Origin of the sequence: Burkholderia sp. ABCPW 14 (assembly GCF_001523835.1) — a bacterium.
GTDB classification, from domain to species: domain Bacteria; phylum Pseudomonadota; class Gammaproteobacteria; order Burkholderiales; family Burkholderiaceae; genus Burkholderia; species Burkholderia mayonis.
The window spans coordinates 1-26,450 of the sequence record NZ_LOVS01000046.1 but is presented as its reverse complement, the minus strand read 5'-3'; the positions used below and the strand labels follow the sequence as shown (position 1 = coordinate 26,450).

Sequence of the window (26,450 nt, the reverse complement as noted above, 5' to 3'; positions counted from 1 at the left end):
TGGAAGACCGCTGGCTACGGAGTATTCGATGAACCGCTGATGTGTTTTTGAGGGCTGATGGGGGCGGACGTGGGCGGCGCACTGGCCCGTGACGCATTGGCCAGCCAATCCATGGCGGACAACAGCGCGTCACCCTCAATGGCGCCTTCGAGCACGAGGGTCTTGCCTGATGAGCGGTCGACCAGTTTCACCGTCGGTGTCGCCTCGACGCCCGCACGGCGGGCCGCCTCCGCTTGGGTTTGAACCGTTCTGACGACGTCGGCGTTTTCGAGACATGCCTTGAGCGTTGGCGAGGTCTCCGGGAAGGCCGCCGACGCCGGCCATCCTTCGCCGTTTCCGCGCGTGTTCGCATAGATCCATGCCGCCGCACGCCAGAATCCCTCGTTGCCGTATGTTCGCCCGGCACACTCGGCCAACCACGCTTCGCGCGTTGCAGCCGGTTCGTGGATGGCGACGGGGCGGTGATGCCATTGCCAATTCACCTCGGGATGCGCGTCGATCCACGCCTTCAGCACCGGGAAATAGGCCTTGCAATACGGACATTCGAGATCGGCGTATTCGACCAACGTGTAACGCGCGTGCGGGTTGCCATACACCCATGGCGGTTCCGCGGACGCGGCGTGCGCCGTAAGCGGAACGGCATGCCACCGTGCGAGGACAACGACGATCAGCAGGGCCGACGCCAGCAGCGTCACGATCGCGTATCGGATCGCGCGTCGACGACGGGAAGCGGCGACACGCCACACGGGCGTCGCGAGTCGTGCGCCTTTCACGGCACGAATCCTTCCCACGTCGGTGTCGTGATGCCGCGCGCCTGATCGATGCGCTCGGCCACGCGCATCGCCGCGTCCAGTTCGCTGATGCAGTACTGTTGCATCAATTGGTAGCGCTCGTTCTTTTCCTCCGGTTCCGTCATCGCAAGCGCGAGGTAGAGACTGGGCGGCACCACGCGGAACAACAGTTCCATCGAACGCGAGAGGATGACGCCCTCGGTGTACTTGCCCGCTTCCTTGCGCGCCGACAACATCAGGGCCTTCTGCGCGGGGCTCAGTTCGCGGAATCGCGCGATCTTTTCGACCTCGTCCGGCGGCATCGACAGACAGATCCACCACTCGATCATGTTGAGCATGGGTTCGGCCGCTTTGGGCAGGTCGTCCAGGTTTTGCGTGGCGAGCCAGAACCAGGCGCCGAGCTTGCGCCACATCTTGGTGATCTTGACGACGTACGGCGCGAGCAGCGGGTTCTTGGTGATGATGTGGCCTTCATCCGTCACGTTGATGATCGGCCGCCCGCGGAACTGGTCGCGCTCGGCGAGGTTGTTGACGGTGTTGATCAGCGAGATGTAGGCGATCGAGAGCTGCGCGTTGTAGCCCTCGCGTGCGAAGGTGGCAAGATCGACGATCGTGATATCGGCTTCGGGCCACGGCGTGCCGGGGCGATCAAACATCTCGCCGTCCACGCCCTGGCAGAACATGTCCATCGCATCGGCCATTTCCAGCAGGCGGGCGCGCCGTACGTCCGGTAACAGCGTGTCGCGGCTGCGCTCGCGCAGGGCATCGCGCACGTCCCGGGTGAGGACAGGGCGTGCTTCGTGAGCACAGCCATGGGCCGCATCGAGGATGCACTGGCGGATCAGACTGCGGTCGGCGCGGGTCATGCGCGCTTCTTCCTTGTCCTCGCCGCCCGTGATCATCAGGCGCGCGGTGATTTCCAGCTCGCCCAGTACGTCGCGCTGTTCATCGCCGTCCGGAACGCCGGTGACGGGTTCGTCCAGCGCATCGACGTCGAGGGTCTGCACGTCGCTCGGCGTGTCGACCAGCCGCCGCGCATCGGCGAATGGCGCGAGGCTCACGCCGGAACCGGGCGCGAGGCGCACGCGATGCACGCTCAGTCCCAAGCGCTGGGCGAAATCGCCGAACAGGCCAAACGAGTTGCCCGCTTCCACGATGAACAGACGTGGCCGATAGATGGCGGTGATCTGCACGAGGAGGTTGTTGAGCGTCGCCGATTTGCCCGAGCCGGTGGGACCGAACAGAAACAGATGCGCGTTCATCTGCCGGTCGAGGCGATTGAGCGGATCGACCGTGATGGTGCCGCCGCCCCGATGGAACAGTGTGATGCCCGGATGCCCGGTGCCCTGGCTGCGGCCCCACACCGGCGCGAGGTTCGCTAGGTGCTGGGCGAACGTCAGTTGCGTGTACCACTGCCGCCGATCCTTGGCCGGATCGTAGTTGCACGGTAGCCAGCGCAGGTAGCTGTTGAGCGGCGCGACTTCGTCGTCCTCGCGTACCGGCTGCAGGCCCGCACCCAACATCACGTTGGTGAGCTGCAGCGTGCGCGCGTCGAGTTCGCCCAGATCGCGCCCGCGCAGGTAGAACGCCACCGCACCGCGATAGAGCTTGTGCGCACTGCCGATCAGCGTGCGCGCCTGCTGCACGTCCTGGCGCGTCTGCTCGGACGCAAGGGTTTCGCCGACCGACTTCCTGCTCAGGTAGTTGAGATGCGCTTCGAGCGTGTCTTGCGGCGTGACGACCAGCGTCATCGCCATCACGGTGTCTTCGGGCATCTGATCGAACAGGGCATTGATCGCATCGCCGCTTTTGCGTGTCTCGCCGGTGAGATGGCCAGTGGTGGGTGGCGTGCGCAGGCGATCCAGCACGATCACGCGGTGTGGCATGCCGTCGAATGACCACAGCCCGCGTTGGACGTCTGAACGGGGCGGCGTGAAGAACAGCCGTTGTGCGAAGTCGGTGCCACTGGCCAATTCCAATTCCGCCTCATCGACATCGTCTGGATAGGCGGTCAGCCCGTAGAAGCGCTCGCGAGCCTCGGCGGTGTCACCGAGCAGCGTGGGGTGTGGATTGAACCAACGTAGCAGCCAGGCATGAATCGTGGCGGCGGACAAGCGTCGCGCTTTCACGCCGGCATTGGCCAGCCCGCCGATCAGGCGATCGCATACTGCCGTGAGCGCTTGTTCGGGCGAGAGGCCGCGGCGTGCCGTTCCGTCGGCATTTCGCCGGTACACCACCATGCGCACGCGCCGCGATTGGCCGCGCCACGGCAGTTGCGTAACGGTCGTGTCCTGAAACAGCCCGCCGGGTGTCGCGATGGCGCGCAGGTGATGAGCGAAAAAGCGCAGGTAGAAGCGGGTGAAGGCGGTCTCCCTTGCGCGGGGTTGCACGTAGGCGTCGAGCGTGTCGAGGTACGCCTCCCACGCGGTTTCGTCCTGCGCGTAGAACTGGACCACCCACGGGTGATCGTCCAGCTCATCGAAGGCATCCTGCAGCGCGTTCTCCACCGCATCGCGTACCTGCATCAGCCATGTAGGCTCGCGGCCTTCGGTGCCCACCGGTGTGAGCTCAAAAAACGCTGCCACCGACACGCCATCCTCGAGCAGCATGCTCTGCGAGGCAGGCAGGTATTCCACCCAGGGCAGCAGTTCGACGAAGGACGGCGCGACGTCGTAGAGCGCCTGTTCCTGCGCCACCGTGGCGGGGCGTCGGCCTGTCGATGCACCGGGCATGGGCACGCCGTGCGCGCGCAGCCGTGCCGCGTATGTCGCCCACGCATCCTCGCGATCATTGTCGATCTCGGCCTTCGGATCGCGACGGGGCAGCAAGCGCTCGCGCAGCGCAGCCAAGGGCGGCAGCCAGCCCATCAGTACGACTCCGTCCGCTCACCGGGCATCGCGTAGTGCACGCGCTCGTAGAACGGAAACACGGTGCTGTATCCGGGTACCGGCGTCGGATGCGTTCCGGCCAGATGCGGAAACACGTACATCACCATGTCCGGGTTGGGCAGGCGATGAAAGAGCGACTGGATTTCGTTGTCGGCGGTACGCGTGTAGCTCGCGTTATCACCGGGGGCGGTCGCTTGGTCCGCGGGTGTCAGCGGTCGACGTAGCGCTTCGCGTGCATCCATCAGCTGTCGTGTCGCCTGAGCGGCGTTCGCGGCGCCGCCGGTCTGCTGATTCCAGATGTCCAGCATCGTGGCATCACCGTGCGGCAACACTTTGTCTTTGGTGGTCGCGCAGCCGGCGAGCAGCACGAGGCACGCGGCGATCAGGGCGCTAGTCGAGATCCGGTGCATGCGAACCTCCCGTTTTGTAGTTGACCTTGCGGCCTTTCGAGTCGTAGTCGAGGGTGAGGGGTTGATCGATGTGGACGGCCACCTTGGCGCCGGGCTTCACGTAGATGGCGGCGAAGGCTTGGCCGTAAAGCTTGTTGACCCACTGTGACATCTCCTGCACGCCACCGGCGAGAATGCGGCCCATCGCTTCGTTGGCGGAAATGCCGACGGTGCCGAGCGTGTTGCCGTTGCTCGACACGTAGGACACGTTGTCGCTGCCCTTCGGAATGAGCGATGCGGCACCGGCGCCCGCCGCCGTGATCAGCGCTTGCGAACCCAGGTATTGCGCGGCGTTGCTGCGCCGCTCGCCCGCCACGCATGGAATGCCATAGGGATCGCTGATCCAGCCCAGGCCGCCTTGCGTGGTCGCGGCGCCGTTGCTGGTGTTGCCTGCCGTATCGTTATTCGAACCGTGATCGTTCGCGGGCAACGTACGAATCGTGCCGTCGCGGAAGACGAAGGTGATCGAGCGGATCTGTCCGCGCACGCACGAGAGTGTCCAGTCGCCCGAGGCCGAACCGCTCACCACCGCTCCCGCGACATCCGGCAGATCGATGCCGTTCGCGGTGAGGTTGTCGGGGCCGATCAGTACCTTGAACGGATACGGATCGTTGACCGTGCCATCGACGGGCACGCGCCCGATCAGTGCGGTCATCGCTATCGAACCGATGAGTGTGGCGTTGGCAGGTACCGTATAGACCGGACGTAGGTGCGGTTTATCGGTGGCTGCATCCTCCGGATTCGTTGCGTTGCCTGACGCTATCGTTTGCTGCGCAGGCATGGTGTCGGCCGCTCCGAAACCGCCGACCGCGCTAGTCGAGGGGGCGGATGATGCACCGTTACGCTTCGTGCCTTGCGGCGTCTTGTCGGCCGGTTCGGTCCATTGCATCTCGCCGCCTGCGAAGCCGGTGCCATCGCCCTCGCGCAATCCCAGGCCCACCGGCAGATCGGTGCCGTTTTTGTGATCGAGCGTGTCGAGGCGGTGTTCGAGATCCTGCAGCAGGCCTTGCGTCTGTTGCTGGTCGCTTTGCGCCTGATTGCGCTCGGCGTGCAGGCGATCCCGCTCGGCGTTCACCGCATTCTGGATGCGCTGGTCGATGTCGCTTTCGCGCTGGTGCAGACGCTCGTTCTCGGCGCGCTGGGCCTGGTTGTCGTTGACCGCCGCCTGGATTTCGCCGCGCAGCGCCTTGACCTGGCCGACCAGCGTGGCGACCGTGTCGTGCGGCGTATCGCCTTCGATGCCGAGGGCCTTGAGCTCGGCCGGTGTCAGCGTGTCGGAGGCGGTGGTCGAGGCCGCGCGCGGCGTGCGATGCGCCGTCCAGGTCTTGATCAGCCCCCACACGGCGAGCACCAGTATCGGGATGACCAGCCATTTGAGCAGGCCGTTACTTTTCATTGCCGGCTCTTTCGGTTGTGGACGGAGCCGTCGGATGCACGTCGACCGGGCGGATCGCAGGAAGCAACGAGGCCGCCAGGCCGTGATCCCGCGTGACCAAATACACGACGGTGGTATCGCTGTCGTCGCCGGCCGGCCCGAGGTCGGGATGCTGGAAGGTGGCGGCCACGAAGTCGCCCTGCAACGTGCGCGGATCGAGATCGAGGTGCTGCGCGGACGTGTTGGTCAGTCGGACGGCCGTCACCCATGCGTCGTCGAGCCGCCACGCGGCCCAGGCCGACGCGTGCACGGGTGATGTGGGCAATAGACTGTCCAACGGCAGCGTGCGATCGACCGGCACCGATGCGATACCGTCGACAGGTTCCACGGTGCGCAGCGGGGCGTACAGGCTTTGCGCGGCATAGCGCGTGAGTAGCACCGGGACCGGAGTATCGAGGGCCTTGGCCGCGTTGTCGTTGGCATCATCGTCGTGCGTCGACGTTTGGTCCGGTTTGGCGGTTAGCGTGTGGCCCACGACGATGCGCACCGGCTCCAGGGGGACTTCCTTGGGTGCGGCCGGGTGCGCGGCAATGTCGAGCAGGATCAGCGTGCCGTTGGCGACGTCCTGCAACTGCAGGCGCGACGGTTCGATCGGTGCACTGGCGCGCAAGTAGATCGCGCCATCGGCACTCTGCACGCGCAGATGATCGGCGATCGCGGCCGGCACGCCGACGCGCACGTCGCGATCGATGAAGACCACGCGCTCCTGGCCGACGATCAGCGGCACGGCCAGCGGCAGGCGCTCCCAATGCATCACTTCCACCGCGTGCGCAGGCGCGGTGATCAGACGGGCGAGCACAACCAGCAGGCCCAGTAAGCGAAACAGTCGTCGTGTCATGGCAGAACTCCGCTGGCGCCCGATGCGGCGGCCGGTGGGGTGGGCGTCGGCAGCGCGAGCCGTTCGGGTGGCGAGGCGTAGCAGTCGAGGCCGAGCCCGAACGGATTTTTCTCCGGATCGATGTCCATGCGCACGACCTTGAGCCGGTAGCGCACGAGGGCGCGCTTGACCTGCTCGGCGCCGTAATACTCATCGGCCGCCAGATCGAGTGTGGCGAGCCAGGCATCGTTGGAAAGCACCTTGACGTGAAAGCTGGGATCGTCGCCGTAGCCGTGGCCGGGAATCTCGTAGATGCCGCGGACCCGGTTGCGCAGCTCGCCGCTGTCACGCCGGTACGCGACATCGCTGTCCAGAAACGCCTTGCACGAGGGCGTGAGATACGCGGTGAGTGCGCGGAGGTTGCGCGGGTAATCCTCTTCGCCGTTGGTCGGCCAGCGGTTGAGCTGCTGGAACACATAGAAGGCGAATGCGTAGACGGACGAGGGCGGCACTTCCCACCATTTGCGCGTACTGCCCGAGCGCAGGTCCGGCGGGATGTGGATGGTGAGCTGGCGGGGCGCGTTCCACCAACCGATCGCGAGGGCCAAGACGAGTACGAATAGACCGGTGACGACACGACGCAGGGTGGTCACGTGCGCATCCAGCCGCGCCACTTCGTTACGAAAGCGGCTCATCGCACGCCTCCGCGAGTCGTGGGCGTCGTACGGCGAACGGTCCAGGCACCAGAGCGCACGATCAGCGCGCGCGCACCGATCCAGCGCGACACGAACGGCGCATGGCAGCGCAGCCACCATTGCCACTGCCGGTACAGCCACGTATCCGGGCGCCCGCGTTTCTGTCGGCGCAGCAGCGTGCCGCCCGCGACGATGCCGGTCGCGATGCTCGCCATGATCGTCGTCGGCGCCATGGCAATGCTGCGTGTGAGCCACGCGAGCGGCATGCCGAGCACGATGCCCGCGATCGCGGACAGGCCGACGGTGATCCAGAGTTCGTCGGCGGTGAGTCCACGCACGATGACGGGCTGCAGGTTCAGGCGATGCGGCAGGAACGCCACGGTGCCGTCGCGAAGGGTGTCGATCTCGTTCGGCATGGACGACTCACAAAATGCCAGTGGCCTTGGTGAGCAGCCAGATGCCTACCACCAGCAACAGTGCGCCGACCGCCACCGTCAGACCGAACTGGCCCCAGGTCTTGCGGCCGGTGTGAATCTCCGAATACGTGCTGTAGGCGTGGTAGCACACGCCGATGAACATCGAGGCGATGATGAGCAGCGCCACCAGCATCACGATGTCGTAGCCGTAGTTCTGCAGGGTTTGCAGGATGCCGTTGCCGGCACCGCGCGAAGGATCTTCGAGCGTGGGCAAGCCCGGATAGGCCAGCAAGGGCATCGTGACGAAGGCGGAAACAGCGCCCGCGCACGTGCTACGACCAAGGCGGCGTACGAGGGTGCAAGAACGGAGACGCGTAGCCATGGGGAAACGTCCGTGGTCAGGAAAGCAGAAGGAAGGTCAGCACGACATACATCGCGGCAAAACGTGCGGCGACACCGAGGAACTGCGCGTTGGAGAGTCGCCGTGCGGCCCAGCCCGCATACGCGGTGCGCAGCGCCCATACGCCCCAGATCAGCACCACGACGAAGACGACGCTGACGAGCAGCACCGAGCAGTCGGCGGGCGAGAAGCCGCCGTTGCTCTGGAACGCGGTCAGTTGATCGCCGGTGAGGTTCATGGCGCGTCCGTCCTCACGCGGTAGTGGCCGACGAGCGTCGACGGATCACGCGGCAGTGGACGGCGGGGGCTCAGGTAGTCCTGGATGCCCTCGCGGACACGGGCGATGTCGGCGTGCAGGCGTGCGTAGTCGAAGTGCTCGTGCGTGCTATCGCTATCGGGGAGCTGTTCGCCTTGCGTCGCGAGACGGTCGATGGTGTCGAGCTGGCGTTCGATAGCGGCGAGGTGCGTGGATTCGGATGCGGTGTCGGCCGCGTAGGCATGTACAACGCAACCACAGAGGCATGTGGCGGCGGCCAAAGCCAATGCCAGCCGCCGTGTTATCGTGGGTGTCAGTTGGGATGCCATCCCTGTCGTCCTGTGACTCGAGGATGGCGAAAGAGTCGGCCTTCCGGCTTACGGCGTCAGTCAGCAATCCGCTATCGCTGCTTCCCGTTTTTAATGACATGAACGCATCGGATTTTTGGAAAAACTTCAGGCTCGGCGAGGAAGTGCACATAGCCGGGTCCTTCATTTACAACGGTCTGCGTCGGTTCCATGAGCTGCGGCTGTTTGATCACGCCGACGAGTTGTTCGAGTTCCTCTACAACCTGTCGGTTGGCCTCGAGCGGCTCTTGAAGATCGCAGTCGTGCTGCATGAGCACGCCGACGCAACCGATCAGGACGCGCTGGAGAAGTCCCTTATCACGCACAGCCACTTGGACCTAGTGGCGCGTGTGCGAAAGCACGTCACGATTAACTTCAGTAAGCCGCAGAATGACCTCCTGCAGCTCTTGAGCACGTTCTACAAATCGCTGCGGTACGATCGGTTCTCGCTCAACTCGGTCTACATAGGAAAGAAGGAGTCTGTGGCGATTCGCGGGCTGTTGAGCAAGTATCTGAACGTCGAGTTTCTCGATAGGTCCCTCTCACTCGGTACACCCAACGAGGACCGATACCGCGCCTTCATCAGTCGCACGGTCCTGAAAATCGCACGGACAATCTACAAAATCATCGACGACCGCTCCAGCGCGCTTGGGTTGTACACATACGAGCTGCGGCACGGCTCAAAGGCCGAGAGCGTGTTCCTGCGCGAGGTGAATATAGGCGACGAGGACGTGCTCTGGAAGGAGCTGCTCATCTTCTTCATGAATGTAGATCCGAGCACGGGCTACCTGCAGTTCCTCAAGGGGATTACGCCATTGGAGTTCGACCCGGGCTTGGTCAGTGACTACCTCGAATGCTTCAAGTCAGATGCCTCGAAGGCTGAGGTCATGGACGAGTTGGAGTTCCACTACGAAGAAATGGATTCTGAGGAGCGGAAGGAACGGCTCGAAATGATGGGTGTCATCGGAGCTCAGGGCGTGTACTTTGACGACCCTGAAGAGGATGATGAGTTGCCCGGAGATGACGACATCGCCTGACCATCGCCTCCTCGCCTAGCGGCATTGTGACGACGTCGAAATCGGGGAGGCAGAAATGGCTAACCCTATGACGCAGAATCGCGTGACCTAGTTCTGCATTGGAAGGTCATCGAGGAAGCGCGGGAAGCCGCCGACTGACAACAACCCCTATTAGGGGCTCTTGTTCCGCGCCGCGTTGCTCGGTGCCATCGGGAGACGTGCGCACGGCCTTCGGTCAGGCGAATAGCTTCAACAGGATCAGAAACGCAATGAACCCCGCCGCGCCGTATTTGAGTTGCGTCTGGGTTTCGGGAAGGCTCCGGTATTGCACATCGGCGTGATTTTTGAGGTTGACGATGAGTTGTCTGCCTCTCGGCTCCATGCGTGTCAGTATTGCCAAGCAACCCATTATGTTCGAGTGGGTCCACTCCGGAGACATTTCCGTATGGTGCTTTGTTAGCTGGTGAAAATTTTGGCGAAACGCCCGAAGGTGCTCATAGACGTATGCTACATCTCGCGCCAACTCCGGCCCTAGCAGACCGATCTTCGATGCGTTCTCGTCGAACAGCGGACTGGGTGGAATTGGCTACTCTGGCAGGTCGAGTTTCTCTCCGGCAAGTACCTTATTCCCCATCCTTTCAAGCCCGTCTTTGAGAATCGGAACAGCCTCGCCATGAGATTCCAGTTCGCCAGCGAGTGCGCCCGCCAGCGCGCGGCTGTCGCGAAAGCGCCGGTAGTCTTCAGCTAGGAAGTTGCTGCCGTAACCGCCCACCAGCACGCCGAGAAAACCCACCAGTGCAGCATTGAGTTCAGCCATTGCCCCGATTCCCCGTCTGTTCCCCTCGTGAATTACCCGTTCCTCGCCGGTTTGCCAGCTGCATATTCAATTGCGTCCCGAAGAGCGCGCGTTGTCACTGTGTCGTCGGTCCTCGTCCATGATTCTGGGTCCGCGCGCTCGTTTGCGGGAGCAAGCGCTTTGATTGCATATCCAGTTGCCGCGGAGTACCAATCCGACAAGAGATAGCCGATTGCCGCTGCGATATGCTCTGCTTCCCAACGATCGGGGTCACGGCGTTCGGTATCGAGTTGATCGAGAACTGACCTGATAAGGTTTTCGACAATCTCTTTCTTTCGGTAGTTTGGTGCGGCCCGGAACTCGTTGTCATCCGGCAGCGCGTCGAGTACAGCGTCTCGGTCCATGTCGTGATTCCTTCCGGGATTCAAGAGTCGGCACTTCTGGTCACTCATTGTACCTGTTACGTGATCTAGCGAGCGTCTCTCAATCGACGTGCTTGGCGTGCACCGAGTCTTGCCAACACTGTATAAGTCGCAACAATTTACCGATGAAGGCGAATACCCTGGAAAGCATGCTGTGCATCGCACCTACAGGTATTTCTTGAACGTACCGATGGTCACGTTGACCGACAGAGCGAGTAGTGCCGCGCAGGGGGGAAGAACAAGCATGGGATTCACGCTGACGGGCAGTGCGAGATAGAGGACCCACGGAAACACCGCCAAGGGCATCATGGTTGCTTTGGCACGATGATGCAGGAACCCGGATTCGCGCCCGGCGCCAAAGCGCCGAATATCCCGACGCACCAGCCCATCGACGAATCCCGTAAAGGTTGCGACGAGGAAGAGCGGCAGCACCATGATCAGCACCAGCACGCGAACGAGGAAGGTCAGGCTCGTGTAGAGGGCGGCGAGCAGATAGTCCTCGAGGTGCACGGCAACGAGACCCAGGTAATGACGCAGATCGGTGCCCCTCACGCTGTTGGCATGCGTTTGCACGTCGGCATCGCGTATCCATGCAAGGAGTCCCGTCTTGACGAAGATCAGGCGATAGGCTGCATCGAGCCAGATCTGCGCCGTGTGTGCGGGTTCGTGCACGAGTAAGCTGTCGAAGAAATCCGCAGCAAGCTGATCCGTTTCGTGATGCAGCATCGTCTGCGCATGATGCCAGCCTTGATCGGGCCAAAGCATCAGCATGCCCGCCCATTCGATCAGCACGGCGAGAAAGAGCGAACCGATCAGCAAACCGAGAAAGCGAAAAGGCAGCGTGATGATCTGTGCGATCAGACCTTGCTGTTGCGCCTGCTGGCGTTGGGCGGTGGTAGCGGGGTCGGTCATAGCGGTGGCGTCGGAAATGTCATGCAGCCGCGTCGACGTCGTTGGCGGTCATCTGCCGGAAATCGTCGACCAGATCGGCCGGAAGCGTCGGCTGCTGCAGGTGCTCGATGCCGCTGCTCTCCCACCAGTCGCCCGCATCCGTGTAGTGCTGACGCATCGCACGCGCCATGACTTGCAGGTTCTCCGGCATCGCGTCGTCCGAATCGGGCACGGGCAACGGCATGCGAATCTTCCAGAGGTTGCCGCCCTCCAACAGCGCGAAACATTGCCCTTTGGGCAACGCAACCACGTGTGCAGGTTCGATCATCGGCACAGAGGTAGCGCTGACGCGATCGACCGTGTTGGAGGTGAACGCGGTTTTCCCCTTCGGATCGGAGCTGTCCGTGGCGCCGCTCACGACCGAGGCCGTATAGACGTCCACCTTCGGTAACTGGCGGGTGAGGAGTTCGGCGGTGGCGGTTTCGCGCACGCGAAGCATGAAGAGATTATTGAAGTTGCCGATCACCTGGCCGGCCTTGGCGCGATTGCCGATGCGCGCCTCAATGTCCGAGAGCGTTTGTGTATAAGCCGTCACCTGCACACCGGCGCCGCCGCCCTTGTTGATCATCGGAATGAATTCATCGCCCATCAGTTCGTTGAATTCATCCGCATGCACATTGATCGGAATCTGCGTGCCGGCTGCGGCGCCCGGCAGACCATCATCGACCCCGAACTTGTAGATGTGCCCGGCCACCGACACGAGGTCCGAGAACATCGAGTTGCCGACTGCGGCGGCGACTTCGGCATCGGACAGCGCGTCCAGACCCACGTAGACGATCGCGCGTTTGCGGATCACCTGCATCCAGTCGAAGATCGGGCGTGGATCGGCGAGGTCGCGATAGTCGGGTGCTAGCAGTTGCGCGATCTTGCCCGTGGTGAGCTTTTCCAGGAGCGGCAGAAGACTCGCTACGATCTTGTCAAAGTAGGTGCGGTCGTAGCGCACTGCCGAACGCAAGCCATCCAACACCGGATCGAACACGCGGGCCTGCGACAGGTACTGCTCGATGGCGACCACGCGCTTTTCGCGTCCGACCATGTGCCGCGGGATCGATTTCTCGTTGAGCCGTGCTTCGAGCTGGACGATCACTTCCCACGCCTTCGGTTCGGCCTTGGCGAAGAAGTGCTGGGCATATTCGATGAAGAGCGCATCGATGTTGATCACGTGCCGCTGGATCAGCAGGTAGTCGGGCCGTTGCCCCAGTTCCACCAACGCTCGCGCGATGATGTTGACGAACCGCCAGGCGAATTCCCGGAACGCGGCCGAGTTGCCTTCGCCGGACAATTGCCCGGCCACGCGCGTGGCGACCTCCGAAATCCTCCCGAAGCGGCCGATCGCGTTGTAGCGGGCTGAGATGTCCGGCCAGCCGAGATGAAAGACATAGAACTCGCTGTCGCGGCCCGCGCGTTTCGCCTCGACATACATGCGCTTGAGCAGATCCGCATCGCCCTTCGGATCGAACACGATCACGACCTCGTGCTGGCCGTTGCGGACGCGCCGGATGTCCTGCGTGATGAACAGTTCGGCCAGACGCGTCTTGCCGACGCGAGTCGTACCTAGCACGAGCGAATGACCCACACGTTCGCCCAGTGGCAGCGTGACGTCGATTTCGACCGGTTCGATGCCGTGCAGACGGGGCAGGCCACCGACAGGTGGCAGCGGGCGGACAGGATTGAATGGGTGATCCCAGGCGGTGGCGCGTGCGAGCGCCGAGAGCGGCAACGGCACGAATTCGCGTTTCGCTTCGAGCCGGCGCGCGAGCCGAAAGGCCCGTGTGGGTTCGACGTACTGGCGAAACTCCGGTCGATAGGTCTGTGCGAGGCGGTGCGTGTGGTGCGGCTCCCACCGAAAGCCCTTGCCGATGAAGAGCCACTGTTGGCTCACCGGCACATCGCGGCTTGCCATCACGTAGCGGGGCAAGCGGCGGATGTGACGGCGATAGCGCAGGATGACGCGTGCCTGTCGCCAGCGGCGATAACCCAACGCACCGAAGGCGAACGCCGAGACGAGACCAAAGCGCGGCGTCAGCGCAAGTGACCAGGGCGCAGCCAGGCATAGCGCCGCGCCGAGCGCGCACACGGCCACGGTGTAAAGCTCGACCGCCGGCCGCAACAGCACCTCGACGGCGTGTTCCTGCGCCATGTCATGGTTCGATGCCTGTGGCCGTCACGAGCACGGGATAGTGCGAGAGGCCCAGGCGAATCGCGATGTCGTCGCCGGAGGTGGGGACCAGCGTGAGACCCGGTGCATCGCGTCGAAGCGCTGCGAGTGCTTGGGCCGAGCCGACGTTCACGACCAGACCGACGGCGCCCATCGCACGCAGCATGTCACCGCGAGCGTGCAGCCAGGCGCGCGAAGGCCGGTCGTCGCCGATCAGAAAGAAGGGTGACAGACCCGGCGCGCGAAGCGTGCGCGGTGTCACTCGCCCCGGTGTCAGGCGCGCCGAATGCACGGGCAACAGATCGGCTTCGCGATAGGGTGCGTGCGATGTCGTCGGTGCAGCGGGTGTGACGGCGGCCGGCGTTTCGGGCAACAGGTTGAGGGCGCGGTAATACGGTAGCGCTGATACGCCGCCATCGTCGCCGACGACGATCAGGTCTTGCGCGGATGCGATGCGTCCAAGTCCCAGTAGCGCGACACACACAAAGCGATGAGCAAGCTTCATGATCGACTCCCCATCACGGATAAGCGGCATCGAGCACGCGCGCTAGACGAACAGCCACTTGGCGTCGATAGTGCGTGGCCAATGCGCCACCCGCGGGTCGGTGATACCGCCCCACGGCGACGAGCCAGTCTTCGCCCGCAATGTGTTGCTCGTGCAGGATCGATGCGGCGGCGTCGAGGTTGCGATACGGATCGAGGGCGTCGCACGGATCGGCGAAGCGCTCGCGTTGAAAGCCGAGGTTGATCTGCGCGAGACCGACGTCGACATGCGTGGCGCCCACGATCGGCAATGCCACGCGCAGCGCACGGCATGCGGAAGCACGCGTACGGTAGCGATACGCGCTGCCCGCGATGTTCAAGGTCCACGGCCAGGGGATGAGGCGTCCTTGCAGGCGCGTGCCGCTTTCCTGCAGTGCGACGGCGAACAGCACCACCGATGGCACCCCGGCGTCGTGGGCCGCGAGCTGATAGGCGGGTGGTGGCAGCGTGACGGCCGCGGTGGGCATACTGAGCCAACCGAGCAGGCTGAGCCACGCATGTCGGCGCATCCTACGGGCTAGTGCCCCTCTCATGGCGACCCCGTATCGGACAGCACCGCGGGCAAGGTGCCTTGCCCACCGAGCATCAGCCAACGCCCGGCATCGTGATTCAAGGTGATGGTGCGTGCGCGGACTTTGGCCGGATCGATGCCGATGCGCTGCGCCCATGCACGAATACGCGCATCGTCGCCGCGACTACCGACCATAAAGATGTCGAACGCGGCACCGGATGTTTGAAGTTGTCGCACGCGGGCATCGCAGGTCGGGCAGTCGTCCTTCACGAAGACGGCCAGCCGTCCCGTGTGTGCGAGTGATACATCAGGGCGGGAGGGCGACGTCAGCGCATGCACCGGCACCTGGTCGGGATACAGCCGTTTCCACGCGGCGTCATAGGCGCGCTGATAGATGAGTTCCTTCTGCACCCGCTGCGATTCGGCGCGCACCTGTAATTCGGCGTAGTGCTGCCGCTCGGCGTCCGAACGGGCCTCGATGCCCAGTGCGGTGAGCGGATCGAGGTTCGGCGAATAGATACCGAGCGGTCCCCGCATCAACTGCTGGTAGCGGCTCCATTCGGTGGCATCGAGTCCCCACGCATGGGCGCGGGCTTCATCCGATGCGGCCATGGGCGAGGCGCGTTCGATACTCGTTGCGGACGAACTCGCAGCGATGCGGGTTTGCGCCGTCGCCGCGCCTGCGACGCTCATCAGGCAGGCGGCGATGCAGGCGAAGCGCAATGAAACGACACAGGTCATGGCACAGCCTCACCGAATCGACAGGCGTTGAATCTGGCCGTCGACGCGGAACGTGGCGGTATCGCCGTCCAGCGTTTCGAGCTGCCAGTCGCCTTCGTTGTCGCCGGGTTGCAGCAGATGTACGTCGCCGAGCGCATGCCAATGCGGCGGCGCGATGGTCAAAAATGTCTGACCGCCACGCTGTTCTTCGCCCAAGATGGCGAAGGGCGGCATACGCGGCGCAGACGGTGTGACGTGATGATGCCGGGAGGTCGCCGCGTTGCTCGCAGTCTGTGCCGCGGCGGCCTGGTGGGTTTCAAGCTGATGGACGCGCGCATCTAGCGCGTTGACGGCATCCGTGGTGGCCGTTGTGGTGGAAAGCTGGTCCAGTTTGCCAAGTCGTGCGTCGAACGTCTGACGCGTGGCATCGAACGTCGCCTGCGTGACGTTCGCTGGAGCGTGCTGCAAGCGCGTCAGTGCATCATCGAAGGCGTCGAGTCGTTGCTGGAGTACGTGCACGTCGGTGTGCGACGCATAGCTCGGCGACGTGCGGGCGAGATGGGCCAGTCGCCGATGATCGACGATCACAAGCGTGGCGATGGCGACGGCGCCGCTCGCCGCGACCATGCAAAGCAAGCGCCGTCCGCGGGGTGACACGATCATTGCGGGCCTCCCACGGGATCGTTGATCGGATCGGCATCCATCAGCGGCACCGGATCATCGGGTGATGAGGCGGACGACGCCGGAGAGGTGGGGTGATCGTCGGGCTGCGGCGCGAAGCACACCTCGCGCGTTTCGTCATCGACGAGTAAGGTCCAGCGCGGCCCGGCGAGGCGCTGCAGCGCGTCGTGCAACGTGATGGGTCCCAGATGTTCGTGCGCAGCGGGCAGAGGCAGGGCGTATAGCACGGCGGTGGTGTCTGCGCGCTCGTCGCAGAGTCGATAGCCCGAGCGCCGCAGGACATAGTGAAGGGCATCGCCGACCGTGGCGTTGGCGGCGGAGGGGATGGCGAGATCGTTCACCTGCTGCATCAGGTCGCGCTGACCGTCGTCTGGCACCAGCTCGATCAGTGTGTAGCGACCGTAGCGGATGACCGGAATGGCTGGCGGTGACGCAGGCTCATGTGTCGCCATCGGTATCGATGGCGGCGTCGCGTTCGGTGGGGTGGACGTAGCGCATGCGGTGACGCATGTCGTCGCGGTGGCGACGGCGATGGTACGGAGCGCGTTGCGTGCCACACGGCGGTAAGAGGGTGACGGCATACGATGACCTCGGCATGGCGATGCCGTGACAGTCGTCGTTTGCGTGACTGGGTGCACGTATCAAAACGGATCGACCGAACGCCCGATTATGTGGGCGAGTCGTATCGATGTGCGGGGTGTTCCGCGCCTAGGCGGTTATTCGTGATGGCGGGAGCGTGCGCGGCGGACGATGACCGGAGGATGGGGGGATGGTGCATTTGCCGCGGCGCGCTTCTCCGCCTGAATGCGCCGGTAGATTTCTTCGCGATGGACGCCGACGTGGGCAGGGGCCTGGATGCCGAGGCGAACCTGATTGCCGTGAACGCTAAGGACGGTGACGGTGATCTCGTCGCCAATGTGCAGTGATTGCTGCGGATGGCGGTACAAGATGAGCATGCCGCGCGGTGTTCCGGACGATGGCTGCATGGGGCCTTCCCTGGAAGTTGGTCTGCGCGAGGGTAAAGAAAACGCCCAAGCCATATCAAGGTCGCCGGTTCGGCGGTCGTGCGCTAGGGGATCGCAAAAAATAGGTCCCGCGATAATCGAGGGACCGGAAGTGGACGGACAGGCGTTAGCGTACCCGTTTGACGTCGTCAGAGTTGCTGCCTGTGGGATAGATCAGGGCGGCGGCGATGCGCTAGACCGGGGCGTAGGTGTGGTGTGGGGTTGGCATACACGTCGATCGCGCGCGATCTCCGTTTCTGGAAGGCGTGGGCCTGCTTTTTAGCGGGAATGCCCGCTGATGAAACTGAAAACATCGTGCCGTGCTCTGAGGGTGGTTCCGCCACTGCTATCCTGATCGCCGTGTTCGAAAAGGGGGATGAGCGAAATGGAGAAGGCTCAATTGCTGGTGAACAATGAAAACGCAGATCACCAGAGCGTCATCGTTCAGCGGCTTGCGACTGCGAAACGGTTCGACTGCATGGTTGCTTTTGCGAAAGCGTCCGGCTTTCGTGCGCTAAGGCATGAATTAGAAAGAGCGCTCGCGCGAGGGCTAAAGGCACGGTTTGCCGTCGGACTGAATTTTTATCTCACTGAGCCGACTGTATTGTGGCAATTGTTTCGTATGAGTGGTCACAATCTTCAACTGTATTTGAGCCGATCAAGCGCTACGTTTCACCCCAAAATCTATGCGATCTCCACAGGGGGCGCTGGAATGGTCGTGATAGGGTCTGCGAATCTGACACAGGGTGGACTGCAAGACAATCACGAAGCGTCGGTGTTGGTCGAAGATCAACAAGGTACTTTGACTCGCTCGGTGGCAAGACACTTCGATGATCTCATCGAGGATGAGCATCTGGTGTGAACCGCGCCGGGAATCGTGGAGGCCGGTTGGTTTAAGTTAATGCAGGCACTTCAGCAGCATTTCTGAGTTGCCTGTAGTAGTTTGCCTCAGCTTCGGCAGGCGGGATATAGCCGAGCGGTTCCATCAGCCGATGATGGTTGTACCAGGCCACCCATTCCAGGGTCGCCAGTTCGACGGATTCCCTCGTTTTCCACGGGGCGCGTCGATGAATCAGTTCCGTCTTGTAGAGACCGTTGATCGTTTCAGCCAGCGCGTTATCGTAGCTGTCGCCACGGCTGCCGACGGACGGCTCGATACCCGCCTCGGCCAAACGTTCGCTGTACCGAATGCTGACGTATTGAGCCCCCCTATCGGAGTGGTGTATCAAAGTCCCATCGTTGCCCGGTTGGCGCGCGTACAGCGCCTGTTCAAGCGCATCCAGAACGAAGTTCGTGCTCATTGACGAACTGACGCGCCAACCGACGATGCGACGGGCAAACACGTCGATCACGAACGCCACGTACAGCCAACCCTGCCATGTCGAGACATAGGTGAAGTCAGACACCCAAAGCTGATTTGGCCGCTCAGCCTTGAACTGCCGGTTGACCCGGTCCAGCGGGCGCGGGGCGCTCGTATCGGGATTCGTCGTGCGAACTCGCTTGCCGCGAACTGCGCCTCGCAAGCCCTGCAGCTTCATCAGCCGCCCGACCGTGCAGCGTGCGACCACAATGCCCTCCCGGTTCATCTGCTTCCAGACCTTCGGCACACCGTAGACCTGCATGTTGGCCTGCCAGACACGCTTGATCTCGGGTTGCAGGACCTCATCTCGTTTGGCGCGAGCGCAGCGTTTGGACGGGTCACGAAGCTGCGCAGCATGGCGTCGGTAGCCCGACGGGGCAATCCGCAAGACCTTGCAGATCGGCTCGACCCCGAAGGTGTCGCGATGCTGATCGACGAAGGCCTTCAGGACTTGAATCGGCGGTCGAGCTCCGCCTGGGCGAAAAACGCGCTCGCCAGCTTGAGAATCTCGTTGGTACGGCGCAGTTCCTTGACCTCACGCTCGAGGGCCTTGATGCGTTCACGCTCGGCCGTGCTCACGCCATCACGTTCCCCACGATCGATCTCCTCGCGCTTGACCCAATCCAGCAGCGTCTGCGGCGTACAGCCGATCATCGGCGCAATGATTCGACCGCCGCCCACATCGACGGATGTTCGCTACGCTGCTCACGTACCAGACGCACTGCGCGCTCCCGGACTTCCGGGGAAAACTTGGTTGCCTTCTTGTTCATGGCTCGATTCTCTCAAGAATCCGAGCCTCCACAAAATTCGGTGCGGTTCAGGTGCCCGCAACAAAGGCGGACATAGACGACTACGAGAGAGAGTTTGAGATCAACCAGGTAGAGCAGAGAATGGCACGTCGTCGAGCTGAGCAAGCTCGCCAACGAGCTAAGGTCACAAAGATCACGGGGCAAGCATTCGACACGCAGAGTCTTTGGAATGTTTTAGAAACCATGCGTCAGGATACATCTGAACGAGGTTTCGAAAAGGATCGGCGGCGTCGCGGTCAGAACCGGAAGAAGGCCGGTGTCGTCATCAGAGGAATGGTGGCAGCCGAGCCACTCAGCTCGCGAAGATTTCTGATGCACTATGATCGCTTACTGGAACACTTCCACTCGGGTGGTCTAGCTAGAGGGAAAACAAAGATCGCGGAACACGCTGTGGCTTTCCAGAGGGCGCTTGCGACTGTTGTCCAGGAAGATTATCGCGACGTCGGAAGAGTCTATGGTCTCCTGCTGGACCACTTGCGAGACGTTCCCGGCGCAGGTGTCAATGTCATCACGGAAATCCTCCATGCGCTAGACAACAAGCGGTTTGCGGTGATGAATCGTAACGCCGTTTGCGGAATGCGATTGGCGAACATGGATGAGTTTCCGGTCCGACCTCTGAAAAGTAACGTGTCGCCCGAGCACTATGTCAAGTTTTGCAAGGTGGCGAATCAAATACGGGAGCAGTTGGGACTTGCGAATCTGAGCGAGCTGGATTCGGTATTCAATTATGCGTACTGGGGACATGAGGAACCCGATGGATAGGATTCTAAGGCGATCTCCCATTGCTCACCGAAGCTGCGTGTTTTCGTCGATTTCGTATGCGCGCACCTGTTTCCGGAGTCGTGATGCGAGACACCTGTCCCGCCGCGCTTGTTGCGAACGACCGTCGTGTCCAGGCTCCCGTAAGGCAACTTAGGGCTGGCAAGCGACCTTCATATCCCCGTAAATCTACAAATAACCAAAAAAAGAAAGCCGCTAGCCCGAAATGGGTTAGCGGCATGGAGAGGGCGGTTACGCCGTCACAAGCTGACGAGCAAGTGCAACTTCAACCGAATCGCCGTCCTGGTTCAGTACATCCAGACCAGAGTCGGGCACATCACCCGAGGTGCTTTGTGAGACAGCAATCTTCTTCGCCATCAGGGCAAGGCAGTGCATCTGCGAGGTGTCGGCGTAGCCGAGGTAGATCACTTTCACCGGTTGCTTTTGGCCGATGCGCCAGGAACGACGCGCAGCCTGTTGCAGCGTGTAGACGTTGTACCCGGACTGCATGAAGACGATGGTCGGGAATTCCAGCAAATCCAGGCCGGTTTTTACAAGGTCCGGGTTGGTGATTAGTACGTCGATCCCGCGATCGAGTTGCTCGGCGATCCAGTCTTCGCGGCGGGAGGCGTCCACGCTCGCGCGCAGCACCGCCACCTTGAAGCCTTCCTGTTCGAGCAGCGTCTTCAGCCGGGCCGTCGTGTCGCGCGTACCTGTGTAGACGCTATAGACCAAGGTCTTGCGACCGGCGGCTTTCTCCTGTCGGCAGATGTCGATGAGCTCCCGCTCTTTCGGCATGGCGTCCAGATCGCCGAATTGCGCGGGTGTGAACGCCAGCATCGCGTGCGTGCGCGGATGCTTCACCGTCTCCGACCGAAAACACGTGTCGGGCCAAGCAAGCAGCACGTTGAGGACCACGCCGAGCAAGGTCGTATCGCGTTTGGCGAGCGCCTGTTTCAGGTGCATCGTCAACGTGCCCGACAACTGCCGGTAAGCTGAGGCTTGTTCGGGCGTCATCGCGACGTCGCGAAACTCCTCGTCATACGGCGGTAGGGCATTGCCGCCGATGTCCTTGAGTTTCAGGAACACCGTGAACGGCAGGACGCAACGCAGCACGCCTTTCGGACCAAACCCAGGTGCCTTGACCGTGCGCACCGTGATCTTCGAGCCCTTGGCCGTCTTGTGCGACGAACCCGTGCTCTCCGAATAGATGTCCTTCAACACGCCGTGATCGCGCATGAAAGCCATCGCGGCTGATGTCAGACTTCCTTGGCGATTCGGCCGATACCCATCTTCGATCATGCGTCCCGGCAACGACCGGAACAAAAGATGAAAGAGGTCATCGGCGTAGCCACCCATCAACGTGCCGGTGAGCAACAGCGTCTTGCGTGCCTTGGCGGCTAGGACGCCCATGGCCTGACCTTGTGCGGAGCCCGCCTTCTTGTACTCATGCGCTTCGTCCGCAATCAGCACGTCGAACGTGCCTTGCGGCAAATAGCGCTTGATGTACTCGGACGGTTGATAGCCACCTTCCCCGAATCCGAACTCCATGTTCGCCATCGCGCGTTCCATGCGCTGGGCCTGACGGTCGGAAAACACCAGCTCGCCGTGCTCGTCCATCAGATTGATGAACTCGAACAGGTTGTCGCCGAGCATGGACGCGAGGAACGCATCGCCGAATTGCTTCATCAGCTTCTGCGCGGTGACGTCGCCAATGGTCGGAATACGCTTGAGCGCTTTGAGCACGGCGGTCGATTGATCGCTGGTGGACACCGTGCGTGGACGCATCAACGTCCAGAGCGGGGATGCGCAGCGTGCGCACTTGCGACGAATATCCTCGGCATCGAGTTCGATCGGGTTGATCGGCTCGCCGTCGAGGTCGGTGATGATGTCCCCACAGTGGGGACACGCACCGACGCCACCCTGCGTGGTGCGACGACGCACGAACGCGGGCTTCCAATGGAAACCCATGCGCATGCGCACGCGGCCCAGTACGAAAAACTCCTGGCCCTGTACCGGCACGTGCAGCGCCTCGCGCAGCTTCATCAGCTTGACGAGCGTGTCCGGGCCGTTGAGCACCCAGACCTTGGCACCTGCGACGGTTTCGAGAATTTCGCGCCGCCACTTGTAGACGAGATGCGGCGGCGACAGCACGAGCGTGCGGCGATAGCCTTCGGCATGCAGTACCGCCGCAGTGGCGATACCGACAGTCGTCTTGCCACAGCCCATTTCACCGTTGACGATGGCAGCACGCTCGTTGCGTTCGATCAGGAGTTCCGTGACCGCATGGACGACGTCGGCCTGGGCGGGAAACAAGCGGCGCTTGAGACCGGCGAGGACGAGTTGACGATGGACGCGGGGCTGGCCGGCATAGACCGGTGGATTGGCGCTATTGAGGGCATCCAGCAGTTCGTCGCCGAACTCGGTGACGAAATCCTGCAGAGACAGCGTAAGCGGCGAGGCCGCGGCGTCGAGTAGATCGCCCTGTTCGGGCGCATCGGAAAGTGTATCGAGCGACATGGTGCAGACTCCTTGGAAAAGAAAAGGGCATGCACCGTCCCTGTGGAGCGATGACATGCCCCAGGGGGGAAAGAAGAGGAACTCAGTATTCCGACGGCAATAGCAGCGTGGTGACGCTGCGATCCCATTCGGTGATGATCCATAGTGTCAGGTCAGGTGTGACCTGATAGGACGACAGCAAACGGTCGCCGTGCGCGAGCGCGGTGTCGTTCCTGCGGCGATCGGCGTCGCAAAGGTCGCCCCAGTCGGCGCGAAGATGACGACGCAAGTAAGGCAGGGGATTGAGCCGGCCCTGATGGATCAGCGTATCGACGCCGGCCGTCATGATCAGACGACCGGGCGTGAAGCGCGCGGGCGATAAGGATTCGAGTGCCATGGAGACCTCCGGTTGATGAAAGAGGTCACAGCGCCCCGGGCGGGATACGGTGACCCCGTTGGGTGGATGAAATCGATGTGCCGTCGGTGGATGACGATCAGCGAATGGTGAGCACGTCGCCGCGCGTCGGTGAGCCCGGTGTCATGTCCCAGGCACGGATGACCGGCACGAACTTGTCGGTGAGGATGCGTGTTTCGGCGATGGAGCCGTCGTCGCGTTCGGTGTATTCCGTTTGCAGCGTCTTCTCCTTGTGCGTGTCGCCTTTGACGACCAGCACCTTGCCGGTCTTCGAGGTCACCACGCCGGAGATCGCGCCGGCCGCGAGGGCCAATGCGAGATGCCACTGCGACAACGCCCGTGCCGGCGGACGCAGTGTTTGCTGCGCGGCGCCCAGGTGCGTCTCGACGGACGGCCACAACCCTTGCAGGCGTTGCACCTCGTCTTCGAATTGCGCCGGATCGAGCGTGACCCGGTAGAAATGCTCCGGCTCGGCGGACGATACCGGCACGGTGTACGGCTCGAAGGGCCATGCCTCCGGCAGTTCGTCCGCATCGACATCGCCATGACCGATCGCCAGCAGATGGCTGCGGATGGCCTTGGCGCCGTCGACGGCCTGGTCGCGCTGGCGCACGCGACGACCGATGATCACGACCTGCTTGAACTGCGTGTCCACTGCACGGTAGATACGCAGATCTCCAAAATGGCGTGTCAACCAACCGACCAGCTCGGCATCGAGGATGGTGTGGGGGACGATGAAGACGAGCACGCCGTCGTATTGCAGCAGCGGTAGCGTACGTTGATAGAACAGTTTCTCGAGGCGCGCACGGCCCTGACCCTGGTAGCCCAGGTTGCCGTTCGCATCGCGGCTCAGATCACCGTAGGGTGGATTGAGCCATAGCAAACCGAAGGTTTGGCGGCTGATGATCGTATCCATCAGGTCGCCGTGCAGGCAGCGATCGACCAGTTGCCGTGCATGGATGGCGCGTTCAGCGTCATACTCGACGGCATACACGCGTACCCAGTCACGCCCGAGCGCATGGGCCGCTTCCGCGATGGCGACGCCTTCGCCGGCGCATGGATCGAGGATGCACATTGGCCCCGAGGAGGGAGCCAGTGCCGAGAGCACGCGTTCGAGCGTGCCTTCGTCGGTGGGAAAGTAGCCGTTCTTGATGAAATTGCGCGCGAGACGCGGAAACATGAGAGCCATGGGGAAACTCCTGAAGAGAAGGATCGATGAGGGCATGCAACGGCGCATGTCCCGTGGGAGATCAGGCCGCACATACCAGCGGTGCTGCTGCGATAGCCGGTTCGGACGGTGATGCCGTGAGGCGGCCGTCGCGAATGCGTGCGCCGAGCGCCGCCGTCAATGCGGGCACGTCGATCGCCAGCCGGTAACCGTCGAGCGGTCCGAGGGCCAGCGGCAGACGCGTCAGCATGTCGCCGTGCGTGAGCAGTTCGAGCACGGTGTCGTGCCAGTGATCGAGCAATGGCAAGGGACAGGTATCGCGCACCAGCGACCAGAGCCGTTCGGTGCGTGACTCCTCAGTGCGTGGCAGCAAGGCCAGCGCCGTCGCGTTCGCCTTGTCCGGCTTCACGCAGCGTTTGTCGAACAGCCACAGGTTCACGAGCGAGCCGAACAGCGTGCGGCGAAACGCGCGCGTGCTGCGCTTGTCGAGTCGTTCGATGTTGCCGACGATGACGGACACCGACACGCCCTGGTTCGTGACGAGATGGAACCGGTCGAGTCCCTGTTCACCGGGACCCAGCGTCAGACCGGCGAGGAAGGCCTGGATCGCGGTGTCTCGCGCCCAGACGGACAGAAAGACGAGTTCGCCGTGATCGTCACCGACACAGGCGTCGGCCATCAGATCCGGGCATTCGTCGATGGGGTAAAGCGTACGCGAAGCAAGGGAGGTAGGCATGGTGATGTCCTTGAGAGAAAAAAGAGGGGCAACGTCGCCGGGGGAGCGAGCGGTTGCCCCAAACGGGGAGGAGCGGAACGGGAAGAAAGCGATCAGGCGGCGAGGCGGTGCCAGTCCTGCGAGAGTGGTGCAAATTCGTAACCCAGCGCGCCGAGGCGATCGCGCTGCTGACGCAGCAGGCGCCGGTCGACGGTGGCATCGAGCTTGACGATGTCAGCGAGTGGCCAGAGTGTGCCGAACAAGGTTTCGTCGTCGGCATTGCCGGCACGCGCAGTGTGCTGCGCGGCTGGCGCTTCCGTGCCAAACGGCGTCGTATCGATGAGCGGATCGTGCGCTGCGCTGGCCGAACCCGTGGTGGATACGGCTGGCTTGGCGGACGTTTCCTCGTCGATCGGATCGACTTCCTGCGGACTCAAGGCGCTCGCTTCGTCGCGGCTCAATGCGTCCGCGGCGGACAGCGTCATGCCACCGAGCCGTGCCCGGATTTCGATGACCATGCGGCCACCGGTGGGATAGGTCCACGGGAAAATTTCCGTGACGAGAAAATCGCCGTCGTACTTGCCTTCGGCGTATTGGTCGAGCTCGGCGTTCTTGATGACGAACTCGCCGATGGAAGTCGCAAGGCGTCCGACGTTGAAATCGCCGTTGCGCCCGTGGATGGTTTTGATGGCCAATTGGCCCGAGAGCGTAATCATGGGAGGCATCCTCATGAAGCGGCGTCGCCATCAATGGCGCGATGACGACGCCGGGCGGTAAGAGAAGGCCCCGGCAACGCACGGGGCCGTACAGTCAGAACGAAGCGGCCATGGCGGGTGCGGAGGCTTCCGCGTCGTCGGTGGCAGGGGAATCCGCCTTCGGTGCATCGTCCTGCGAGGCGGGGGTGTCTTCACGGGATACGTTGTCCGCCGGCTTGGCTTCGGCCTTGTAGACGAGCTGGCCGTCGACCTTGATCCAGCTTACGAAGAGCAGGCGGGCTTTCAGACTCACGCCCGGTTTACCCTGGTTCTTCCCCTTTGTGTAGGTGAAGAGGTCAGGCCAGAGGTCGCCAAGGCGAAAACCGATCAGCACCTTGCGTTCGGCCTTGACGGCCTCCTCGCAGCGGCGGATCAGATGTTGCGCATCGGCACCCGATACGCGCACGTCGAAGTAGCGGTACTCGGGCTCGTTGCTGGGACCGTTGAGCGCGGCAATGTCGCAGGCGAGAAATGCATCACCTTTGCGAGGTTTGACCTCGCGAATGCGGTTGACGTAACCGAGACCGGTCACATGCAAATCGAAATAAGAAGCTGTTGCGAAATTAGTTAAACAGAGACTTTAGACGCGTCCAGCAAATCAAAGCGCAAGCCAGAGACATGAAGGCCTCGTGAACATGAGCATAGCGTTCGTAACGAATCTTGAGCCGTCGAAA

General features: G+C 62.5%; 28 protein-coding genes, 3 pseudogenes and 1 other annotated feature. Of the genes and pseudogenes, 3 read left to right on the top strand and 28 right to left on the bottom strand.

Going from position 1 to position 26,450, the window contains the following annotated elements; translation table 11 throughout:
- Positions 1-14 precede the first annotated feature (14 nt).
- The 10 genes from WS62_RS06000 to WS62_RS05955 are packed head-to-tail and all read right to left on the bottom strand — an operon-like array spanning position 15 to position 8,476.
- On the bottom strand, positions 15-773 hold the full coding sequence (locus WS62_RS06000) for a DsbA family protein (protein WP_066568948.1): 759 nt from the start codon (positions 771-773) through the stop codon (positions 15-17).
- The gene (locus WS62_RS05995; RefSeq protein ID WP_231748207.1) at positions 770-3,658 is read right to left on the bottom strand and encodes a conjugative transfer ATPase; all 2,889 of its coding nucleotides are present in this window, start codon (positions 3,656-3,658) and stop codon (positions 770-772) included. Before WS62_RS05995 ends, WS62_RS06000 begins: the two co-directional genes overlap by 4 nt.
- Complete coding sequence (locus tag WS62_RS05990; protein WP_066568946.1) at positions 3,658-4,089, bottom strand: TIGR03751 family conjugal transfer lipoprotein; 432 nt, start codon at positions 4,087-4,089, stop codon at positions 3,658-3,660. The genes WS62_RS05995 and WS62_RS05990 overlap by 1 nt, the downstream gene beginning before the upstream one ends.
- Complete coding sequence (locus WS62_RS05985) at positions 4,070-5,524, bottom strand: TIGR03752 family integrating conjugative element protein (RefSeq protein ID WP_066568944.1); 1,455 nt, start codon at positions 5,522-5,524, stop codon at positions 4,070-4,072. The genes WS62_RS05990 and WS62_RS05985 overlap by 20 nt, the downstream gene beginning before the upstream one ends.
- Positions 5,514-6,401 (bottom strand): TIGR03749 family integrating conjugative element protein, encoded by an 888-nt coding sequence (locus tag WS62_RS05980; RefSeq protein WP_269435260.1) that lies wholly within the window; start codon positions 6,399-6,401, stop codon positions 5,514-5,516. Before WS62_RS05980 ends, WS62_RS05985 begins: the two co-directional genes overlap by 11 nt.
- On the bottom strand, positions 6,398-7,075 hold the full coding sequence (locus WS62_RS05975) for a PFL_4703 family integrating conjugative element protein (RefSeq protein WP_066568942.1): 678 nt from the start codon (positions 7,073-7,075) through the stop codon (positions 6,398-6,400). Before WS62_RS05975 ends, WS62_RS05980 begins: the two co-directional genes overlap by 4 nt.
- Positions 7,072-7,491, bottom strand: a complete 420-nt coding sequence (locus tag WS62_RS05970; RefSeq protein WP_066568940.1) for a TIGR03750 family conjugal transfer protein — start codon at positions 7,489-7,491, stop codon at positions 7,072-7,074. The genes WS62_RS05975 and WS62_RS05970 overlap by 4 nt, the downstream gene beginning before the upstream one ends.
- A gap of 7 nt (positions 7,492-7,498) precedes the next feature.
- Complete coding sequence (locus WS62_RS05965) at positions 7,499-7,873, bottom strand: TIGR03745 family integrating conjugative element membrane protein (protein WP_066568939.1); 375 nt, start codon at positions 7,871-7,873, stop codon at positions 7,499-7,501.
- A gap of 16 nt (positions 7,874-7,889) precedes the next feature.
- Entirely contained in the window at positions 7,890-8,129 is a 240-nt protein-coding gene (locus WS62_RS05960; protein ID WP_066568938.1) for a TIGR03758 family integrating conjugative element protein, read from the bottom strand.
- On the bottom strand, positions 8,126-8,476 hold the full coding sequence (locus WS62_RS05955) for an integrative conjugative element protein, RAQPRD family (RefSeq protein WP_066568936.1): 351 nt from the start codon (positions 8,474-8,476) through the stop codon (positions 8,126-8,128). The genes WS62_RS05960 and WS62_RS05955 overlap by 4 nt, the downstream gene beginning before the upstream one ends.
- Positions 8,477-8,574: 98 nt before the next feature.
- Between WS62_RS05955 and WS62_RS05950 the strand changes: the two genes are divergently transcribed.
- Positions 8,575-9,531 carry a hypothetical protein gene (locus WS62_RS05950; protein WP_066568933.1) on the top strand — a complete coding sequence of 319 codons (957 nt, stop codon included), beginning with the start codon at positions 8,575-8,577 and terminating at the stop codon, positions 9,529-9,531.
- Positions 9,532-10,096: 565 nt separating this feature from the next.
- On the opposite strand, the gene WS62_RS05940 is transcribed toward WS62_RS05950, so the two are convergent.
- From WS62_RS05940 to csrA, 10 genes are all read right to left on the bottom strand, one after another.
- The gene (locus WS62_RS05940; protein WP_066568928.1) at positions 10,097-10,327 is read right to left on the bottom strand and encodes a hypothetical protein; all 231 of its coding nucleotides are present in this window, start codon (positions 10,325-10,327) and stop codon (positions 10,097-10,099) included.
- Positions 10,328-10,359: 32 nt separating this feature from the next.
- The gene (locus WS62_RS36010) at positions 10,360-10,710 is read right to left on the bottom strand and encodes a hypothetical protein (protein ID WP_152641061.1); all 351 of its coding nucleotides are present in this window, start codon (positions 10,708-10,710) and stop codon (positions 10,360-10,362) included.
- Positions 10,711-10,893: 183 nt separating this feature from the next.
- Positions 10,894-11,640, bottom strand: a complete 747-nt coding sequence (locus tag WS62_RS05935; RefSeq protein ID WP_066568921.1) for a TIGR03747 family integrating conjugative element membrane protein — start codon at positions 11,638-11,640, stop codon at positions 10,894-10,896.
- Positions 11,641-11,659: 19 nt separating this feature from the next.
- Positions 11,660-13,819 carry a type IV conjugative transfer system coupling protein TraD gene (gene traD, locus WS62_RS05930; RefSeq protein ID WP_066568919.1) on the bottom strand — a complete coding sequence of 720 codons (2,160 nt, stop codon included), beginning with the start codon at positions 13,817-13,819 and terminating at the stop codon, positions 11,660-11,662.
- Position 13,820: 1 nt separating this feature from the next.
- Entirely contained in the window at positions 13,821-14,342 is a 522-nt protein-coding gene (locus tag WS62_RS05925) for an integrating conjugative element protein (RefSeq protein WP_043294218.1), read from the bottom strand.
- Between the two features lie 13 nt (positions 14,343-14,355).
- Positions 14,356-14,889: a transglycosylase SLT domain-containing protein gene (locus tag WS62_RS05920; protein ID WP_043294178.1), complete on the bottom strand. Its 534-nt coding sequence runs from the start codon at positions 14,887-14,889 to the stop codon at positions 14,356-14,358.
- A 20-nt stretch (positions 14,890-14,909) separates the two neighbouring features.
- Positions 14,910-15,632, bottom strand: a complete 723-nt coding sequence (locus WS62_RS05915) for a TIGR03759 family integrating conjugative element protein (protein WP_066568918.1) — start codon at positions 15,630-15,632, stop codon at positions 14,910-14,912.
- Positions 15,633-15,641: 9 nt separating this feature from the next.
- A complete protein-coding gene (locus WS62_RS05910; RefSeq protein ID WP_156440881.1) occupies positions 15,642-16,274 on the bottom strand; it encodes a hypothetical protein in 633 nt (210 codons plus the stop codon).
- Complete coding sequence (gene pilL2, locus WS62_RS05905; protein ID WP_066568907.1) at positions 16,271-16,873, bottom strand: PFGI-1 class ICE element type IV pilus protein PilL2; 603 nt, start codon at positions 16,871-16,873, stop codon at positions 16,271-16,273. The genes WS62_RS05910 and pilL2 overlap by 4 nt, the downstream gene beginning before the upstream one ends.
- A 135-nt stretch (positions 16,874-17,008) precedes the next feature.
- Entirely contained in the window at positions 17,009-17,278 is a 270-nt protein-coding gene (gene csrA, locus WS62_RS32725; RefSeq protein WP_442855064.1) for a carbon storage regulator CsrA, read from the bottom strand.
- A 394-nt stretch (positions 17,279-17,672) separates the two neighbouring features.
- Here csrA and WS62_RS05895 point away from each other — a divergent pair, with 394 nt between their 5' ends.
- Positions 17,673-18,158: a phospholipase D-like domain-containing protein gene (locus WS62_RS05895; protein WP_066568904.1), complete on the top strand. Its 486-nt coding sequence runs from the start codon at positions 17,673-17,675 to the stop codon at positions 18,156-18,158.
- A gap of 31 nt (positions 18,159-18,189) precedes the next feature.
- On the opposite strand, the pseudogene WS62_RS05890 reads toward WS62_RS05895, so the two are convergent.
- A pseudogene (locus WS62_RS05890) lies at positions 18,190-19,426 on the bottom strand (IS3-like element IS1416 family transposase).
- Positions 19,030-19,146, bottom strand: a sequence feature (AL1L pseudoknot). It overlaps the preceding pseudogene by 117 nt.
- On the opposite strand from WS62_RS05890, the gene WS62_RS36005 reads away from it, so the two are divergent.
- Positions 19,346-20,227, top strand: coding sequence for a hypothetical protein (locus tag WS62_RS36005; protein ID WP_231748209.1), 882 nt, complete (start codon positions 19,346-19,348; stop codon positions 20,225-20,227). The pseudogene WS62_RS05890 and the gene WS62_RS36005 overlap by 81 nt on opposite strands.
- Before the next feature lie 249 nt (positions 20,228-20,476).
- On the opposite strand, the gene WS62_RS05880 is transcribed toward WS62_RS36005, so the two are convergent.
- The 7 genes and pseudogenes from WS62_RS05880 to WS62_RS36000 form a co-directional block, all read right to left on the bottom strand.
- Positions 20,477-22,744 (bottom strand): helicase-related protein, encoded by a 2,268-nt coding sequence (locus WS62_RS05880; RefSeq protein WP_066568899.1) that lies wholly within the window; start codon positions 22,742-22,744, stop codon positions 20,477-20,479.
- Between the two features lie 82 nt (positions 22,745-22,826).
- Complete coding sequence (locus WS62_RS05875; protein WP_066568892.1) at positions 22,827-23,120, bottom strand: hypothetical protein; 294 nt, start codon at positions 23,118-23,120, stop codon at positions 22,827-22,829.
- Positions 23,121-23,217: 97 nt separating this feature from the next.
- Positions 23,218-24,327 carry a DUF6094 domain-containing protein gene (locus WS62_RS05870; RefSeq protein ID WP_066568887.1) on the bottom strand — a complete coding sequence of 370 codons (1,110 nt, stop codon included), beginning with the start codon at positions 24,325-24,327 and terminating at the stop codon, positions 23,218-23,220.
- A gap of 61 nt (positions 24,328-24,388) precedes the next feature.
- Complete coding sequence (locus WS62_RS05865; protein WP_066568885.1) at positions 24,389-25,042, bottom strand: hypothetical protein; 654 nt, start codon at positions 25,040-25,042, stop codon at positions 24,389-24,391.
- Positions 25,043-25,134: 92 nt separating this feature from the next.
- The gene (locus WS62_RS05860; RefSeq protein ID WP_043294185.1) at positions 25,135-25,737 is read right to left on the bottom strand and encodes a DUF3275 family protein; all 603 of its coding nucleotides are present in this window, start codon (positions 25,735-25,737) and stop codon (positions 25,135-25,137) included.
- Between the two features lie 94 nt (positions 25,738-25,831).
- Positions 25,832-26,347 (bottom strand): annotated as a pseudogene (locus WS62_RS05855) (STY4534 family ICE replication protein); the annotation flags it as partial.
- Positions 26,340-26,450 (bottom strand): annotated as a pseudogene (locus WS62_RS36000) (IS5/IS1182 family transposase); the annotation flags it as partial. The pseudogenes WS62_RS36000 and WS62_RS05855, both read right to left, overlap by 8 nt.

Bases quoted from the DNA above. Each gene is read 5' to 3' on its own strand.
- traD (WP_066568919.1), bottom strand. From the start codon at position 13,819: ATGGCGCAGGAACACGCCGTCGAGGTGCTGTTGCGGCCGGCGGTCGAG.
- WS62_RS05880 (WP_066568899.1), bottom strand. From the start codon at position 22,744: ATGTCGCTCGATACACTTTCCGATGCGCCCGAACAGGGCGATCTACTC.
- pilL2 (WP_066568907.1), bottom strand. From the start codon at position 16,873: ATGCCGTCACCCTCTTACCGCCGTGTGGCACGCAACGCGCTCCGTACC.
- WS62_RS05960 (WP_066568938.1), bottom strand. From the start codon at position 8,129: ATGAACCTCACCGGCGATCAACTGACCGCGTTCCAGAGCAACGGCGGC.
- WS62_RS36010 (WP_152641061.1), bottom strand. From the start codon at position 10,710: ATGGACCGAGACGCTGTACTCGACGCGCTGCCGGATGACAACGAGTTC.
- WS62_RS05970 (WP_066568940.1), bottom strand. From the start codon at position 7,491: ATGCCGAACGAGATCGACACCCTTCGCGACGGCACCGTGGCGTTCCTG.
- WS62_RS05950 (WP_066568933.1), top strand. From the start codon at position 8,575: ATGAACGCATCGGATTTTTGGAAAAACTTCAGGCTCGGCGAGGAAGTG.
- WS62_RS05895 (WP_066568904.1), top strand. From the start codon at position 17,673: ATGAGCGAAATGGAGAAGGCTCAATTGCTGGTGAACAATGAAAACGCA.
- WS62_RS05940 (WP_066568928.1), bottom strand. From the start codon at position 10,327: ATGGCTGAACTCAATGCTGCACTGGTGGGTTTTCTCGGCGTGCTGGTG.
- WS62_RS05860 (WP_043294185.1), bottom strand. From the start codon at position 25,737: ATGATTACGCTCTCGGGCCAATTGGCCATCAAAACCATCCACGGGCGC.
- WS62_RS05990 (WP_066568946.1), bottom strand. From the start codon at position 4,089: ATGCACCGGATCTCGACTAGCGCCCTGATCGCCGCGTGCCTCGTGCTG.
- WS62_RS05870 (WP_066568887.1), bottom strand. From the start codon at position 24,327: ATGGCTCTCATGTTTCCGCGTCTCGCGCGCAATTTCATCAAGAACGGC.
- WS62_RS05915 (WP_066568918.1), bottom strand. From the start codon at position 15,632: ATGACCTGTGTCGTTTCATTGCGCTTCGCCTGCATCGCCGCCTGCCTG.
- csrA (WP_442855064.1), bottom strand. From the start codon at position 17,278: ATGCAGCCATCGTCCGGAACACCGCGCGGCATGCTCATCTTGTACCGC.
- WS62_RS05985 (WP_066568944.1), bottom strand. From the start codon at position 5,524: ATGAAAAGTAACGGCCTGCTCAAATGGCTGGTCATCCCGATACTGGTG.
- WS62_RS05965 (WP_066568939.1), bottom strand. From the start codon at position 7,873: ATGGCTACGCGTCTCCGTTCTTGCACCCTCGTACGCCGCCTTGGTCGT.
- WS62_RS05910 (WP_156440881.1), bottom strand. From the start codon at position 16,274: ATGATCGTGTCACCCCGCGGACGGCGCTTGCTTTGCATGGTCGCGGCG.
- WS62_RS05995 (WP_231748207.1), bottom strand. From the start codon at position 3,658: ATGGGCTGGCTGCCGCCCTTGGCTGCGCTGCGCGAGCGCTTGCTGCCC.
- WS62_RS05865 (WP_066568885.1), bottom strand. From the start codon at position 25,042: ATGCCTACCTCCCTTGCTTCGCGTACGCTTTACCCCATCGACGAATGC.
- WS62_RS05875 (WP_066568892.1), bottom strand. From the start codon at position 23,120: ATGGCACTCGAATCCTTATCGCCCGCGCGCTTCACGCCCGGTCGTCTG.
- WS62_RS05955 (WP_066568936.1), bottom strand. From the start codon at position 8,476: ATGGCATCCCAACTGACACCCACGATAACACGGCGGCTGGCATTGGCT.
- WS62_RS05975 (WP_066568942.1), bottom strand. From the start codon at position 7,075: ATGAGCCGCTTTCGTAACGAAGTGGCGCGGCTGGATGCGCACGTGACC.
- WS62_RS36005 (WP_231748209.1), top strand. From the start codon at position 19,346: ATGTTCGCTACGCTGCTCACGTACCAGACGCACTGCGCGCTCCCGGAC.
- WS62_RS05925 (WP_043294218.1), bottom strand. From the start codon at position 14,342: ATGAAGCTTGCTCATCGCTTTGTGTGTGTCGCGCTACTGGGACTTGGA.
- WS62_RS05920 (WP_043294178.1), bottom strand. From the start codon at position 14,889: ATGCGCCGACATGCGTGGCTCAGCCTGCTCGGTTGGCTCAGTATGCCC.
- WS62_RS05935 (WP_066568921.1), bottom strand. From the start codon at position 11,640: ATGACCGACCCCGCTACCACCGCCCAACGCCAGCAGGCGCAACAGCAA.
- WS62_RS05980 (WP_269435260.1), bottom strand. From the start codon at position 6,401: ATGACACGACGACTGTTTCGCTTACTGGGCCTGCTGGTTGTGCTCGCC.